General features: G+C 71.9%; 16 protein-coding genes. 5 read left to right on the top strand and 11 right to left on the bottom strand.

The annotated features are described in order from the left end of the window. The first annotated feature begins 147 nt into the window (after positions 1-147). From QIY60_RS24795 to QIY60_RS24785, 3 genes are read left to right on the top strand one after another with little or no spacing between them, the layout of a single operon-like run. The gene (locus QIY60_RS24795) at positions 148-696 is read left to right on the top strand and encodes a DUF6230 family protein (RefSeq protein WP_283146061.1); all 549 of its coding nucleotides are present in this window, start codon (positions 148-150) and stop codon (positions 694-696) included. Continuing rightward, positions 687-1,613: a DUF6114 domain-containing protein gene (locus QIY60_RS24790; RefSeq protein WP_283144391.1), complete on the top strand. Its 927-nt coding sequence runs from the start codon at positions 687-689 to the stop codon at positions 1,611-1,613. The genes QIY60_RS24795 and QIY60_RS24790 overlap by 10 nt, the downstream gene beginning before the upstream one ends. Further along, positions 1,610-2,497, top strand: coding sequence for a hypothetical protein (locus tag QIY60_RS24785; RefSeq protein ID WP_283144390.1), 888 nt, complete (start codon positions 1,610-1,612; stop codon positions 2,495-2,497). Before QIY60_RS24790 ends, QIY60_RS24785 begins: the two co-directional genes overlap by 4 nt. On the opposite strand, the gene QIY60_RS24780 is transcribed toward QIY60_RS24785, so the two are convergent. Together QIY60_RS24780 and QIY60_RS24775 are read right to left on the bottom strand one after the other, a co-directional pair. Beyond that, a complete protein-coding gene (locus tag QIY60_RS24780; protein ID WP_107503676.1) occupies positions 2,475-2,636 on the bottom strand; it encodes an SCO1431 family membrane protein in 162 nt (53 codons plus the stop codon). The genes QIY60_RS24785 and QIY60_RS24780 overlap by 23 nt on opposite strands. Before the next feature lie 116 nt (positions 2,637-2,752). Next, complete coding sequence (locus tag QIY60_RS24775) at positions 2,753-4,126, bottom strand: peptidase C39 family protein (protein ID WP_283144389.1); 1,374 nt, start codon at positions 4,124-4,126, stop codon at positions 2,753-2,755. Positions 4,127-4,303: 177 nt separating this feature from the next. On the opposite strand from QIY60_RS24775, the gene QIY60_RS24770 reads away from it, so the two are divergent. Together QIY60_RS24770 and QIY60_RS24765 are read left to right on the top strand one after the other, a co-directional pair. Continuing rightward, positions 4,304-4,933, top strand: coding sequence for a hypothetical protein (locus QIY60_RS24770; RefSeq protein WP_283144388.1), 630 nt, complete (start codon positions 4,304-4,306; stop codon positions 4,931-4,933). A 360-nt stretch (positions 4,934-5,293) separates the two neighbouring features. Then, positions 5,294-7,177, top strand: coding sequence for an AAA family ATPase (locus QIY60_RS24765; protein ID WP_283146060.1), 1,884 nt, complete (start codon positions 5,294-5,296; stop codon positions 7,175-7,177). A gap of 257 nt (positions 7,178-7,434) precedes the next feature. Here QIY60_RS24765 and QIY60_RS24760 read toward each other — a convergent pair whose 3' ends face one another. The 9 genes from QIY60_RS24760 to QIY60_RS24720 all read right to left on the bottom strand — a co-directional run bounded on the left by QIY60_RS24760 (position 7,435) and on the right by QIY60_RS24720 (position 14,823). Continuing rightward, positions 7,435-8,502 (bottom strand): hemolysin family protein, encoded by a 1,068-nt coding sequence (locus QIY60_RS24760; RefSeq protein ID WP_283144387.1) that lies wholly within the window; start codon positions 8,500-8,502, stop codon positions 7,435-7,437. Next, entirely contained in the window at positions 8,499-9,833 is a 1,335-nt protein-coding gene (locus QIY60_RS24755) for a hemolysin family protein (protein ID WP_283144386.1), read from the bottom strand. Before QIY60_RS24755 ends, QIY60_RS24760 begins: the two co-directional genes overlap by 4 nt. Positions 9,834-10,036: 203 nt before the next feature. Beyond that, complete coding sequence (locus QIY60_RS24750) at positions 10,037-10,492, bottom strand: PH domain-containing protein (protein WP_190089803.1); 456 nt, start codon at positions 10,490-10,492, stop codon at positions 10,037-10,039. 37 nt (positions 10,493-10,529) lie between these two features. Then, positions 10,530-11,378, bottom strand: a complete 849-nt coding sequence (gene hisG / locus QIY60_RS24745) for an ATP phosphoribosyltransferase (RefSeq protein WP_283144385.1) — start codon at positions 11,376-11,378, stop codon at positions 10,530-10,532. Positions 11,379-11,428: 50 nt separating this feature from the next. After that, entirely contained in the window at positions 11,429-11,710 is a 282-nt protein-coding gene (locus QIY60_RS24740; protein ID WP_283144384.1) for a phosphoribosyl-ATP diphosphatase, read from the bottom strand. A 35-nt stretch (positions 11,711-11,745) separates the two neighbouring features. Beyond that, the gene (gene ribH / locus QIY60_RS24735; protein ID WP_101387336.1) at positions 11,746-12,231 is read right to left on the bottom strand and encodes a 6,7-dimethyl-8-ribityllumazine synthase; all 486 of its coding nucleotides are present in this window, start codon (positions 12,229-12,231) and stop codon (positions 11,746-11,748) included. Between the two features lie 56 nt (positions 12,232-12,287). Next, a complete protein-coding gene (locus tag QIY60_RS24730) occupies positions 12,288-13,577 on the bottom strand; it encodes a bifunctional 3,4-dihydroxy-2-butanone-4-phosphate synthase/GTP cyclohydrolase II (RefSeq protein ID WP_283144383.1) in 1,290 nt (429 codons plus the stop codon). Continuing rightward, on the bottom strand, positions 13,574-14,218 hold the full coding sequence (locus tag QIY60_RS24725) for a nicotinamide mononucleotide transporter family protein (RefSeq protein WP_283144382.1): 645 nt from the start codon (positions 14,216-14,218) through the stop codon (positions 13,574-13,576). Before QIY60_RS24725 ends, QIY60_RS24730 begins: the two co-directional genes overlap by 4 nt. Next, positions 14,215-14,823 carry a riboflavin synthase gene (locus QIY60_RS24720; protein WP_283146059.1) on the bottom strand — a complete coding sequence of 203 codons (609 nt, stop codon included), beginning with the start codon at positions 14,821-14,823 and terminating at the stop codon, positions 14,215-14,217. Before QIY60_RS24720 ends, QIY60_RS24725 begins: the two co-directional genes overlap by 4 nt.

The raw sequence follows: 14,823 nt of genomic DNA, 5'->3' as shown, positions 1-14,823 counted from the left end.
GCCACAGGATCTCCGCAGTATGGCAGACCTGCACACGCACTCCCCCTGCACCGCTTGGGCACGGACGTACGGGAGGAACAAGTGAGCGCAGACAGGCGGCCGTTGGCCGAGGGAAGAACCGCCTGGAAGAAGGCGGCGCTCGTGGCGATGCCGGCGGTCCTCGCCGTGGGGGTCATGGCCAATGTGATGGCCGAGGGCGCGCTGGCCGCCTCCTTCGCCGTCTCGGGCACCAGCTTCCAGGTCTCCTCGGGCAAGCTGACGAGCCAGGGCCTCGCCTCCTACGTGCAGACCGACAAGTCCGTGGACGGCAAGGGCCATCCGGTCGCCCTGCTCGGCATCGGGGACGCCCGGCTCAGCGACATCTGCCAGTCCGCCGAGGTCAAGACCCCGGTCGGCACCGTGGTGTTCAAGCTGACGGCGGGCGGCGACGCGGGCGAGGTCACGGCGAGCAATCTGGTCATCGACGGCGAGGACCTGGTCGGGGACGCCCGGTTCGGCACCGCCGAGATCGGCCGGGACGCCTCCACGCTCGACCAGGTGCCCGCTGTCCACGGCGAGAAGGGCAAGTTCGGCCTCCAGGCCGGGGACATCGAGGTCGCCGGGGTGCGCTCGCACGCCTGGTCGGCGACCGGCGGGAACTTCCGGCTGAAGGGCATGCGGGTCGATGTGAGCATCGGCGGCAAGAAGTGCTTCTGAGCGAGAGGTGGCTGGACAGGCGCCTCCCGCTGCCCGGCGCCCGGCGGGCCGCCCGGCGCTGGCGCCGTACCCGGCCCTTCTGGGCCGGGCTGCTCCTGGTCCTCGGGGGCGCGGAGCTGCTGCTCGTCCCGCTCTCCCCGCTGACGATCCTGGTCAGCCTGGGGCTCGGCGGGATCGCGGCCATCGGGATCGGGCTGGCCCTGATCGTCGCCGGGCTCTTCCTGTGGTTCCTGCCGCACACCCGCCACTACGTCTCGATCAACGCGCTGCTCCTGTCGGTGCTCTCGTTCGTCGCGACCAATCTGGGCGGCTTCCTGGTCGGCATGGGCCTGGGCATCGCGGGCAGCGCCATGGGGTTCGCCTGGACACCGGCGCGCGAACCGGAACCGGGGCTCTCCGAGCTGCGGGACGGGCGCGGCACACGCACGCTCGCGGCCGCGCTGCCGGTCGCCCTGCTGCTGGGGCTCGGCGGCCCGGCGGCCGTGGAGCGGGCCCCCGCGCCGGGCGCGGTCGAGGTGCCGCGCGTCCCGCCGACCGTCACCACCACCCTCTTCGCACCGAACGGCTTCCTGCTCGCCGGGGTGCGCACGGTGCCCAGCGCGGGCGGCCCGGTGAAGGTGATGGTCCTCAAGATGGCCTCCGCCTCGCTCACCGACTACCGGCTGCGCACCCACGACGGCCACGACGAACTCGCCCTGGGCGCCGACACGTTGGACCTCAGCGGCCATGTGACGCTCTACCTCACCAGGTTCAGCGGCTGCCTGGAGGGCCTCCTCTGTCTGACCTTCACCCCGGACCGGCTGCCGGTGCCGCCGGTCGTCCCGCCCTTCGTCTTCATGACGGACGTCAGCGCCGAGCAGGCCCTGGTCACCTCGGACTCGATCGTGGCGGGCGGACTGAAGCTGGAGGCCTCGTGATCCAGATCCAGGCCGCGCTGTTCTGGGCGTACGCGACGGGCGCGACCTTCGCCGTCTCGGCGGGGCGCCAGCTGCAGTGGTGGGAGCGTTCGGTGTACGGGGAGGGGGTCCGCACCCGCAGCCGCGCCGCCAACCCGTATCTGGCGCTCACCCTGCTGTACGCGGCGGTGCTGCTCGTCCCGACCGGTCTGTTCATGCTGTGGCGCAACCCGTCCTGGGCGACCATGCAGGTGGCCCGGGACCACGACGGCGTCTGGGCGGGGTTCGTGCTCTTCTACGCGGGCGGCATCGTCGTCGCCGCGCTGCTCGGCTTCCTGGCGGCCCAGCTCCTGGTGCTGGTCGGGGCCGGGTACTGGGCCTACCTCCAGAGCGTCGGCGGCCACTTCCTGCTGTTCGGGACGCTCGTCCACGGCTGGGACGGCAACGGCTACCGCAGGACCCTGACCACCAGCGCCCGGGCCTACCGGGAGTGGCCGCGGGACAGTGTGGTCAACAACGTGCTGCACTTCCTGACCTCGGGCACGTTCCTCGCCCTGCTTGTCCTCGGCTCGGCCGTGCTCGGCACCCTGTTCCTGACCGAGATCGGCTGGCTGGTGGAGGGGTGGCAGCTGCCGGGCGCCGACGAGGAGCGCAAGGTGCCCCGGCCGGTCGCGGTCGCCATCGCGGCGGCCGGGGTCTACGGGCTGCCCTTCATCGGCGCACTGGGCGCGAGTCTGCTCGTACGCCTGGCGGGGTGGCCGCTGGGGCTCGCGGCCTTCGCGGTCCTGGCGGGTGTGGCGCTGCTGACCCGGCGCTCGCCGGTGCGGTGGCTCTACGGCCTGGTGGGCGTCCCGGGCCGGCACTGGAAGGCCGACCCGGAGATCACAGCAGCCCGGTCTGCGTGACCAGCATCGCGAGCACCACCACGAGGGTCCATCCCAGGAAGTGCTCCAGGATCTTGGGGCCGTCGTCGGGGCCGCCGGTGCGGGCACGCAGCTCGGCCAGGGCGCGCGGGTCGTCGGCGGTGGTGGCGTGCAGGGTCATGGGAACTCACTCGGTCGTCTGGCGGTGGACGGTCCCCCCGGGTGCCATTTCAGAGTGCCAGTGGATGCGGCCCCTCAGGGAGAGACGTTGGTCACTGCCGCCGGGGCCGCCGGGTGTCAGGCCCGTACCCCCACCGAGGCCAGTGCACGCCTCTGAGCTGGGGAAACGCGCGCGGGCCAGTACAGGTAGCAGACCCCGCCCGTGCCCGAGACGACCTTGCCGCTCGCGTTGTACCGCTTGGTGCGCAGCCAGATGTTCTCCCACTCGCGCCGCAGGTAGACGCGGCGCACCTCCGGGTCGCTCGGCGAGGCCGGGTCGTTGGCGATCACGTCGCCGTCGGCCGTGAAGCCGACCACCGTCATGAGGTGGCCCGACGTGCCGTACCCGGCGCCGGTCAGCTCGGTCTTGAGGAACGACTGGGACGTTATGGCCGGGATGCCCGCCCGGATCAGCCTCTCCAGGTCGGTCAGGGACTGCAACCGGGTCACCACCGCGCTCATGTCCCGGTACGTGGTGGCGTACGCGGCGTTGAAGGGCCAGTTGCCGCAGCCGCCGTACTGGTAGTCGTAGGTGTACCGGGCCGCGTGGCAGACCTGCGGGTCGGCGAAGGAGGGGTCCACCCAGGCGAGGTCGGCGGCGCTCGGCCTGCGGCCCCAGTACTCGACGATCATCTGCGAGGAGGTCGGGCTGCACCAGGCCTCGCCGCCGTTGTCGTACTGCGGGTACTGCCCCTTGTGGATCTCCTGCGAGTAGCGCGGTACGAGCAGCTCGCCCGCGTACGCCGGGGTGGAGGCGGGCACCGTGAAGCGGTCCGGGACGTCGGAGGCCATCGCGCCGAGCCGCCAGACCGTGGGTGTGAGGCGGGTGCCGGGGGTGCGGTAGAGGGTCAGGCGCAGCCGGTAGAAGGCCAGGCGCAGCCCGCTGGCCGCGTCGTCGATGGCGAAGGTGTCCGTGTAGACGGTGCTCCTGCCGTCCTTCTGGCCGTCGACCGAGGTGCGCCGGATGTCGGCGTCGCCGTCGCCCGCCGTCCAGCGGCCCAGCACGTACGCCGGGGTCGCCGTGCCGTCGGAGTAGGTGCCGAGGAGTTCGACCTGGAGCCAGGTCCCGGCGGGGGCGTGCGCGTTCCAGTGGGCGATGACCTCGGTGGCCGGGACGGCCGCGCGGTGCACCGGCGAGGTCCAGGTGGCGTACTCCCAGGTGGCCGTCTTCCGGGTGTGCGGGTCGGTGTAGTCGGTGCGGCCCGCCGGGCGGGCGATGGCCAGGCCGGGGCGGCGGCCCGGCACGGCCCGCACGCCGGCGGCGTCGCCCGAGCGCCAGTCGGAGCGCGTGGTCCAGGCGCGGTTGTCCACCAGTGAGGGGATGCCTTTCGAGGGCCTGCCGGCGGCGGTCGGCGGGGCGGGGGCGGTCGCGGCGGAGGCCGGGACGGCCGTGCCCGCCGCGGCGGCGAGCGCGGCGGCCAGGACGGTTCTGCGCGGAGTGGAGCCGGTCATGATCGGGACCCCCAGTCGGACGAGGATGGGGCGATGGGCGCGACAGTGGGCCAACTATCCCGGGTCCCGGGCGACTTCTGCCAGTGATGCGCACCGTGCCGTGCCACCGATATGGGTCTGGACCACTGGCACAACCTGCGGCGCCGTCGCCGAGGGATGTCGATCTAGGGTGGAGGCATGGCAGAAATCGACCGAATCGCGGCCGCCGTGCGCGCCCTGCCGCCCTCGTGCGGCCCGGTCCGGCTGGTCGCGGTGGACGGGCACGCGGGCTCCGGCAAGTCCACCTTCGCCGGACGCCTCGCCGCCGCGCTCGGCGGGGCGCCGGTCGTCCGCCTCGACGACCTGGCCACGCACGAGGAGTTCTTCGCCTGGACGCCCCGGCTGCGCGCACAGGTGATCGAGCCGCTGGCGCGCGGGGAGGCCGGGCGCGTCACGCCGTACGACTGGAACCTGCGCCGGTTCGGTGCGCCCAGCACGCTGGAGCCCGCGCCCGTGGTGCTGATCGAGGGCGTCGGCGCGGGGCGACGCGAGGTGCGGCCGTGGCTGGCGTTGCTGCTGTGGATGGACATGGGGGCCGAGGGGTCCTGGGCGCGCGGGCGCCGACGGGACGGAGCGGCGCTTTCCGGCTTCTGGGACGAGTGGACGGAGGCGGAGATGCGCCATTTCGCCGCGGATCCGTCCCGTCCGTATGCGGATGCGCTGGTACGGCAGTGCCAGGAGGGATACGAGTGTCTCCAGAGGCACCATTCCGCACCCCTCGCACACCGTTCCGTCACGGACAGTGAGGAGCTGCCCCCACCGGGCTGAACCGTCGGAAAACCACCCCTCACAGTCGTCCAACTCCGCTTGACCCGGGGGCCGTACAGGTCTTACGTTCTGAATGTGCGGCTTTTCGGAGCCGCCGCAGACGCGAAGCCCCCGGTTGTTCCCCCGTGATCGGGGGCTTCGTTCTGCCTTTCCGGCCCTTTCACCGGGCCGTGCCAGCGGTTTTCGCTCACCCTCGGTCACCGGCCAAGTCGTGCTGCCGCTCCCCTCGCGCCACCCTTCGGTCCGGGGCCCCCTCGCAGGTACGATGCAACTGGTGCGGTCAATTCCCGTCAATTCCATTCGGTAATTCCATTCTGCGAATTGGCGGTTCAGCACGGGGGCACGGTGGTGGGGGACGTGATGGACTTCGGCACGCAGGGCGCGCACGCCCCGGCCGATCTCGCCTGGCTGCGGGGCATCGACGCGTACACCATGGGCGCGTATCCGCAAGCCGAGGAGGAGTTCCGGGCCGCGGTACGGATGGATCCGGGCATGGTGGACGGCTGGCTGGGACTGCATGCGCTGCGGGTGGACACCACCACCGCGCTGCTGCGCATGTACCGCCACCGCGAGCGCTTCGGCGAACAGCGCGCCCGGCACCGACGCACCCTCAACTCCTGGTACTGGCTGGGCTGGTGGGTCCAGCCGGTCCTGGAGAGCCCGCGCGACCTGCTGCTCGCGCACGCCTCGCACTGGCTCGACGGCCGCCATGTGCCGGAGCTGGACCGGGCGCTGGCCGGGCTGCCGCCGGTCGACACCGACCCCCAGGTCCGCTTCCTGCACGCCTGCCGGGCGTATCTGGTCAAGGACTGGGACCAACTGGTGCGCCACACCGAGCCGTTGCTGAACGATCCGCTGCTCGGGATCGAGGCCGGGCTGTTCGGCGGGATGGCGCGGGTGCGCCTGGAGATGTTCGGGCAGGCCGAGCCGCTCCTCTCGGCCGCCCTGATGCGCTGCCGCAGCGAGCAGCCGCAGCGCAAGGAGCTGCGCTACTGGCTGGCCCGCGCCCACGAGGGCACCGGCCGCTCCGCCGCCGCGCTGCCCCTGTACCGGGCGGTGCACCGGGTCGACCCGGCGTTCATGGACACCTCGGCGCGGCTGGCCGCGATCACCGAGTCGGACGGCCTGGACGGGTCGTACGGCTCCGACGACCCGGCCGATCTGGCGGCCGTCTCGCTGGCCGGATTCGGCCAGGACACCGCGGCGGACGGCGGCGAGCCGGAGGCGGCGCCCCTCGAACCGCCGGAGGGGCGCGAGGTGCGGGTGCCGCTCGTCGGCCCTGCGGTGGCGGTGCCGCCGCCCGACGGCGTACGGGAGAAGGCCGGCATCCCGGCCCAGCCCGCCCCGCCCCCGGTGCCGACCGGCCCGACGGACTCGGCGCTACTCGCCCAGGCGCTGGCGGAGCTGGAGCGGATGGTGGGCCTGGAGCCGGTGAAACGCCAGGTGAAGGCGTTGTCCGCACAGCTCAACATGGCCCGTCTACGGGTCGGCCAGGGCCTGCCCGTCCAGCCGCCGAAACGTCACTTTGTCTTCTCCGGCCCCAGTGGCACCGGCAAGACCACGGTCGCGCGGATCCTGGGCCGCGTCTTCTACGCGCTCGGCCTGCTGGGCGGCGACCACCTGGTGGAGGCCCAACGGGCGGACCTGGTGGGCGAGTTCCTCGGCCAGACGGCGGTCAAGGCGAACGAGCTGATCGACTCGGCCCTTGGCGGGGTGCTGTTCGTGGACGAGGCGTACAGCCTCTCCAACTCCGGCTACAGCAAGGGCGACGCGTACGGCGACGAGGCGCTCCAGGTACTCCTGAAGCGCGCCGAGGACAACCGCGACCACCTGGTGGTCATCCTCGCGGGCTACCCCGAGGGCATGGACCGCCTCCTCGCCACCAACCCCGGCCTGTCCTCCCGCTTCACCACCCGGGTGGACTTCCCCTCGTACCGCCCCCTGGAGCTGACCGCGATCGGGGAGGTCCTGGCGGCGGAGAACGGGGACGGGTGGGACGAGGAGGCGCTGGACGAGCTGCGCTCGATCAGCGGGCACGTGGTGGACCAGGGGTGGATCGACGAACTGGGCAACGGCCGCTTTCTGCGGACGCTGTACGAGAAGAGCTGCGCGTACCGCGACCTGCGCCTGTCGACGTACCCCGGCACGCCGGGCCGCGAGGACCTCGCGACGCTGCGGCTGCCGGATCTGATGCAGGCGTACGGGGAGGTCCTGTCGGGGAGGGGCGGACCGGACCCGCTATAGCCGACGGAAGACGGTTTCCCCGGGGGCTGCGGCCCCTGCACCCCGCTCCCCGTTCGTCTGCGGACCGTCTGTGGCTGGTCGCGCAGTTCCCCGCGCCCCTAGGTGGTTAGGGGCGCGGGGAACTGCGCGAGCAACCCAGCACGGTCCGCAGACGAACCGGGGGTCCGGGGGCGAAGCCCCCGGGAAAGCACCTCCGCCCCTCCCCTACCCCCGGAGGGTTTAGGGAAGGGGCGGGGAGGGGCCAAAACCCCGTGGGATCAACCCGCCAGGGCCTGTTCCGCACGCGGCTGGGTCGGGAACGGGCGGTGGGACGGGTCGCGGACCTCGCCGACCAGCATCTCCAGGACGTCCTCCAGAGCCACCAGTCCGAGGACCCGACCGGACGCGTCCGCCACCTGCGCGAGGTGCGCCGCGGCACGACGCATCACCGTCAGCGCGTCATCGAGCGGCAGCTCAGCCCGCAGCGTGACCAGCGGCCGCCACACCTGCTGCGGCACCCCCCGCTCCCGGTCCTCCAGATCCAGCACGTCCTTGACGTGGAGGAAGCCCATGAACGCACCCCCCTCCGCGCACACCGGGAAGCGGGAGTACCCCGTACGGACCGTCAGCTCCTCCACCTGCCGAGGCGTCACCGAGCAGCCCACCGTCACCAGCGACGACCGGTCGAGCAGCACATCCGTCACCGGGCGGCTGCCCAGCTCCAGCGCGTCCTCCAGACGCTCCATCTCCTGAGGGTCCAGCAGACCCGCCTGCCCGGAGTCCTCCACCAGACGGTTGAGCTGCTCGCTGGTGAAGACCGCCTCGACCTCGTCCTTGGGCTCCACCCGGAACACCCGCAGCACAAGGCGCGCGCACGCGCCCAGCGCCACCGTGACCGGACGGCACACCCGGGCGAAGGCGACGAGGCCCGGGCTGAACCACAGCGCGGTCTTCTCCGGCGCCGCCATCGCCAGGTTCTTCGGGACCATCTCGCCGATGACGAGGTGGAGGAAGACGACGAGGGCGAGCGCGATCGCGTAGCCGAGGGGGTGGATCAGGCCCGCCGGAACCCGGGCCGCCTCGAAGACGGGCTCCAGGAGATGCGCCACCGTGGGCTCCGCCACCGCGCCGAGCGTCAACGAGCAGACGGTGATGCCGAATTGCGCGGCCGCCATCATCTGCGGCAGGTTCTCCAGACCGTGCAGCACCTGCCGAGCCCGCGCCGACTGGGACGCGAGGGGTTCGATCTGGCTGCGGCGCACGGACACCAGGGCGAACTCGGCCCCGACGAAGAAGCCGTTCGCCAGCACCAGGAGCAGGGCGAAGAAGAGTTGCAGCACGCTCATCGCACGGCCTCGCTCAGGACGTCGGCGGTGCGGACGAAGCGCACCCGCTCCGCCCGGTACCGCTCGACCCGGCGGACCTGGATCCGCCAGCCGGGCAGCTCGGCGCGGTCACCGGGGACCGGGATCCGGCCGAGCAGATCGGCGACGAGCCCGGCGACCGTCTCGTACGGGCCGTCCGGCGCGTCCAGTCCTATCCGGCGCAGGCTCAGCACCCGGCAGCTGCCGTCGGCCTCCCACGCGGGGCGGCCGTCGTCGCTCGCCACCGCGGCGAGGTCGGGGCCGGTGTCGCCCTCGGCGTCGTGCTCGTCGCGCACCTCGCCGACCAGCTCCTCGACGATGTCCTCCAGGGTGACGACCCCGGCCGTGCCGCCGTACTCGTCGACGACCACGGCTATCGGCTGCTCGCTGCGCAGCCGCTCCAGGAGCTGCTGCACGGGCAGGGTCTCGGGCACCAGGAGCGGCGGCACCGCGATCCGCGCGGCGGGCGTGCGATGGCGCTCCTGCGGCGGCACCGCCAGCGCGTCCTTGAGGTGGACCATGCCGACGACCTCGTCGATCCGCTCCCGGTAGACGGGGAAGCGGGAGAGCCCGGTGGCCCGGGTGAGGTTGAGGACGTCGGCGGCGGTCGCGGAGGTCTGCAGGGCGCTCACCTTCACGCGCGGCGTCATCACGTTCTCCGCGGTGAGCCGACCGAGCGCGAGGGTGCGCACGAAGAGGTCGGCGGTGTCCTGCTCGATGGCTCCGGCCCGCGCCGAGTGGCGGGCCAGCGAGACCAGTTCGCCGGGGGTGCGGGCGGAGGCCAGCTCGTCGGCGGGCTCCACTCCGAGCGCCCGGACCAGCCGGTTGGCGACGGTGTTCAGGAGCGAGATGACCGGCCGGAACAGCCGGGAGAAGCGGCTCTGCGGTCCGGCGACGAACCGCGCGACCTGGAGGGGCCGCGACACCGCCCAGTTCTTGGGGACGAGTTCGCCGATCACCATCTGGACGGCGGAGGCGAGCAGCATGCCGACGACGACGCTCACCCCGGGCACCACTCCGTCCGGCAGGCCGGTCGCGGTGAGCGGCCCGTCGAGCAGTCCGGCGAGCGCGGGCTCCGCGAGCATGCCGACGACGAGCGAGGTGATGGTGATGCCGAGCTGGGTGCCGGAGAGCTGGAAGGACAGCTCGCGCAGGGACTCGACGACGGTGCCGGCGCGGCGGTCGCCGTCGGCGGCGGCCTTTTCGGCGTCCGGGCGCTCCACGGTGACCAGGCCGAATTCGGCGGCCACGAAGAATCCGTTGGCGAGGATGAGAAGGAATGCCGCGGCGAGCAGCAGAAGCGGGATGGTCATGCCGCCGCCTCCTGCGAGGGGGCGGCGCAGGTACTACCGGACGATCCGTCCATTGCTGGAGGGAGTCACTCCTCGGGTCGCTGGTGCCCCGCAGGCCGATGGTGCCGCCTTGTGCGCGGGGCGGGCGCGTTGGGCGCCCACGTCACCAGGGTAGCTATTGAGATCGTCGCCGCAATGCTTGCCCCGGTGCTGAAAAGGGCGGGTCAGCCGTCCTGGCGGGTGCCGTGCGACTCGGCGAGCGCGCGCAGCGCCCGGGCGTCGCGGATGGCCCGCTCCTTGGCGATGCCGGGCTGGATGCCGAGCGCGGGCAGGCTGGTGCCGTCGCTGAGGTCCAGGAACACCCAGGGGTCGCCGGGGCGGAGGTTGACGCGCAGGATCTCCGCCCAGGCGAGCCGCCGCGTCCGGGTGAGGTTGACGACCGTGACGCCCGTGTCGTCGGCGACGACCTTGGGGCGGCTGAGCAGCGCGAGGACCGCGAAGAACATCGCCGCGGTGAACACGAAGCTGGCCCGCTCGCCCCCGCTCATGTTCTCCAGGAGCAGTGCGACGCCGGTGATCACGGCGAACATCACGGCACCCACGCTCAGCAGCACGGCCCGGGTGCGGGTCGGCCGGAACGTGACCGGGAGAGCGGGGAGTTGGGGCGCGGGGGCGGACACGGGGTACGTCACTTCCGTACGGGAGTAAAGGGGTCGGTCAGAGGCGGCAGGCGTGGATGGCCGTGGTGAGGATGGCCCGGGCGCCCAGCTCGTACAGGTCGTCCATGATCCGCTGGGCCTCCTTGGCCGGGACCATGGCGCGGACGGCGACCCAGCCCTCGTTGTGGAGCGGCGAGATCGTCGGCGACTCCAGGCCGGGGGTGAGGGCGACGGCCCGCTCCAGGTGCTCGGCGCGGCAGTCGTAGTCCATCATCACGTAGCTGCGGGCGACCAGGACGCCCTGGAGGCGGCGCAGGAACTGCTGCACCTTGGGCTCTTCGATGTCCGCGCCGGTGCGCCGGATGACGACGGCCTCGGACTTCATGATCGGCTCGCCGATGACTTCGAGGCCCGCGTTGCGCAGCGAGGTGCCGGTCTCCACGACGTCCGCGATGACGTGGGCGACGCCGAGCTCGATGGCGGTCTCGACGGCGCCGTCCAGGTGGACGACGGAGGCGTCGACGCCGCTGTCCTTGAGGTGCTGGGCGACGATCCCCTCGTACGAGGTGGCGATCGTCATGCCGCCGAAGTCGCCGACGCCCTTGGCCGTGCCGGGCTTGGTGGCGTAGCGGAAGGTCGAGCGGGCGAAGCCGAGGGAGAGGATCTCCTCCGCGTCGGCCCCGGAGTCGAGCAGCAGATCGCGTCCGGTGATGCCGATGTCGAGGCGGCCGGAGCTGACGTAGATCGCGATGTCGCGGGGGCGCAGATAGAAGAACTCGACCTCGTTCTCGGGGTCGACCAGGACGAGTTCCTTGGACTCCTTGCGCATCTGGTAGCCGGCCTCATGGAGCATCGCCGACGCAGGTCCGGACAGTGAACCCTTGTTGGGGACGGCGATGCGCAGCATGAGGTCAGCTTCCTTACGTGGAGACGTACGGGGGGAACGTGCGGGTGTGCTCAGAGGTGGGCGTAGACGTCGTCGAGGGAGATCCCGCGCGCGACCATCATCACCTGGACGTGGTACAGCAGCTGCGAGATCTCCTCGGCGGCGGCGTCCTTGCTCTCGTACTCGGCGGCCATCCAGACCTCGGCGGCCTCCTCGACGACCTTCTTGCCGATGGCATGCACGCCCTTGTCCACCAGCTCGGCGGTGCGGGAGGTGGACGGGTCGCCGTTGGCGGCCTTGAGCTGGAGCTCCGCGAAGAGCTCTTCGAAACTCTTGGGGGGTTTGTTCGCCATGATGCTTCTCAGGGTAAGGGGTGCGTCCCTGCCGCTCAGCGCCAGGGTTCGCTGACGGTGCGCAGCGTGGCGGCCGTGGCGACGGCGGCGGTGACCGCTTCGTGCCCCTTGTCCTCGTTCGACCCTTCGAGGCCGGCCCGGTCCAGGGCCTGCTCCTCGGTGTCGCAGGTCAGCACGCCGAAGCCGACGGGTACGCCGGTGTCGATGCTGACCTGGGTGAGACCGTTGGTGACACCCTGGCACACGTAGTCGAAGTGCGGCGTACCGCCCCTGATGACGACGCCGAGGGCGACCACCGCATCGTACCCGCGGCCCGCGAGCACCTTGGCGACGACCGGCAGCTCGAAGCTGCCGGGGACGCGCAGCAGCGTCGGCTCGTCGATGCCGAGCTCGTGCAGGGCGCGCAGGGCGCCGTCGACGAGTCCGTCCATGACCTTCTCGTGCCACTGCGCCGCGATCACGGCGACCCGGAGGTCTGCGCAGTTGCGTACGGACAGTTCGGGTGCGCCCTTGCCACTCACGTGCTACTCCTCAGTGATCTTTCAGCTGTGTACGGGTGTCGCTGTACGGGGTGTCGCTACTGGTTGCCGCAGGTCGACGCGGTCGCGTCCAGCCACGGCAGGTCGTGTCCCATCCGGTCGCGCTTGGTGCGCAGGTACCGCAGATTGTGCTCGCCCGCCTGGACCGGCATCGGCTCGCGGCCGGTGACCTTGAGGCCGTGGCTCACCAGCGCGGTGGTCTTCTCCGGGTTGTTGGTCATCAGCCGCAGGCTGCGTACGCCCAGGTTCTCCAGGATCTGCGCGCCCGCCGCGTAGTCGCGGGCGTCGGCGGGCAGCCCCAGCTCCAGGTTGGCGTCGAGCGTGTCGCGGCCCTGCTCCTGGAGCTCGTAGGCGCGCAGCTTGGAGAGCAGTCCGATGCCGCGCCCCTCGTGGCCGCGCAGATAGACGACGACGCCGCGGCCCTCCTCGGTGATGGCTTCCATGGAGGCCTGGAGCTGGGGGCCGCAGTCGCAGCGCAGCGAGTGGAAGATGTCGCCGGTCAGGCACTCGGAGTGGACCCGCACCAGCACGTCCTCGCCGTCGCCGATCTCGCCGTGGACGAGCGCCACGTGCTCGACGCCGTCGACGGTGGAGCGGTAGCCGTAGGCGGTGAACTCCCCGAAGGAGGTGGGGAGATGGACCTCGGCCTCGCGGCGCACGGTGGGCTCGGAGGAGCGGCGGTAGGCGATCAGGTCCTCGATGGAGATGATCGTCAGGCCGTGCTTGCGGGCGAACGGGATGAGCTCGGGCAGCCGCAGCATCACGCCGTCCTCGCCCGCGATCTCCACGATCGCGCCGGCCGGGGCGAGCCCCGCGAGCCGGGCGAGGTCGACCGCGGCCTCGGTGTGGCCGTTGCGGACCAGGACGCCGCCGGGCTTGGCGCGCAGCGGGAAGATGTGCCCGGGGCGGACGAAGTCCCCGGCGTCCGAGTGCCCGTGGGCCAGCAGGCGCAGCGTGGTGGCGCGGTCGGCGGCGGAGATGCCGGTGGAGACGCCGTGCGCGGCGGAGGCGTCGACCGAGACCGTGAACGCGGTCTTCATCGACTCGGTGTTGTGGTCGACCATCTGGGGCAGCCGGAGCCGGTCGAGCGCCTCGCCCTCCATGGGCGCGCAGATCAGGCCGCGGCACTCGCTCATCATGAAGGCGACGATCTCGGGGGTCGCCTTCTCGGCGGCGATGACGAGGTCGCCCTCGTTCTCGCGGTCCTCGTCGTCGACGACCACGACCGGCCGCCCGGCCGCGATGTCGCGGATCGCCTGCTCGACGGGGTCGAGGGAGAGGTCCTCGCGGTTGTCGGTGGAGTACCAGGTGGGTGTGGTGGCGCTCATGCCGCCGCTCCTTCCAGGACGGGCTGCGCACTCGTACGGGAGCGCAGCCACCAGTCGCGCAGGCCCCACAGGACGATTGCGCCGTAGATGACGTAGACGAAGCCGGAGAAGGCGAAGCCGTTGGCGAAGTTGAGCGGCACGCCCACGGCGTCGACGAGCAGCCAGGCGAGCCAGAACTCGACCATGCCGCGCGCCTGGGCGTACATGGCGACGATCGTGCCGACGAAGATGTACGCGTCCGGCCACGGGTCCCACGACAGCGTCGGGAAGGCGGTGAACAGCCCGCCGACGGCGAGGGTGCCGACGGCCGCGCCGACCACCAGCCAACCGCGCTCGCGCCAGGTGGCGAACCGCACCGCGATGGAGCCGTCCCGCGCCTGCCCCTTGCCGCCCTGCCACTGGTACCAGCCCCACAGGGCGACCACGATGACCACGACCTGCTTGCCGGCGCTGCCGGAGAGGTGGGCGGTGGTGAACGCGGCCAGCAGGATGACGCCGGAGAGGAACTGGGCGGGCCAGGTCCATATGGAGCGGCGCCAGCCGAGCGCGAGGGCGGCCAGGCCCACCGTGTTGCCGATCATGTCGGACCACATGATGTGCTGGTCGAAGGCGGTGAAGGCCTCGGAGTTGAGCCAGTTCACTTGGGGTCCTCCTGGCCGCGTGCGCCGAGCAGCCGCTCGACGTACTTGGCGATCACGTCGACCTCCAGGTTGACCGGGTCGCCGGGCTGCTTGAGGCCGAGCGTGGTCAGCGCGAGGGTGGTGGGGATGAGGCTGATGGTGAAGTAGTCGAGGCCCGCGTCGACGACCGTGAGGCTGACGCCGTCGACGGTGATCGAGCCCTTCTCCACGACGTAGCGGGAGAGCTCCGCGGGCAGCGAGACCTTGACGATCTCCCAGTTCTCCGAGGGGGTGCGCGCGACGATGGCGCCGGTGCCGTCGACGTGGCCCTGGACGATGTGCCCGCCGAGGCGGCCGCCGACGGCCATGGGCCGCTCCAGGTTGACGCGGGAGCCGACGTCGAGGGCGCCGAGGCTGGAGCGCTTGAGCGTCTCCTCCATGACGTCGGCGGTGAACTCGCCGTCGCCGGTCTCCACGACGGTCAGGCAGACCCCGTTGACGGCGATCGAGTCGCCGTGCCGGGCGCCCTCGGTGACGGCGGGGCCGCGCAGGCGGAAGCGGGAGGAGTCGCCGAGCTTCTCGACGGCGGTGACCTCACCCAGCTCTTCGACGATTCCGGTGAACAC

Origin of the sequence: Streptomyces sp. BPTC-684 (genome assembly GCF_030028635.1) — a bacterium.
Classification (GTDB): domain Bacteria; phylum Actinomycetota; class Actinomycetes; order Streptomycetales; family Streptomycetaceae; genus Streptomyces; species Streptomyces noboritoensis.
This window is presented reverse-complemented; position numbering and strand designations above follow the sequence as displayed.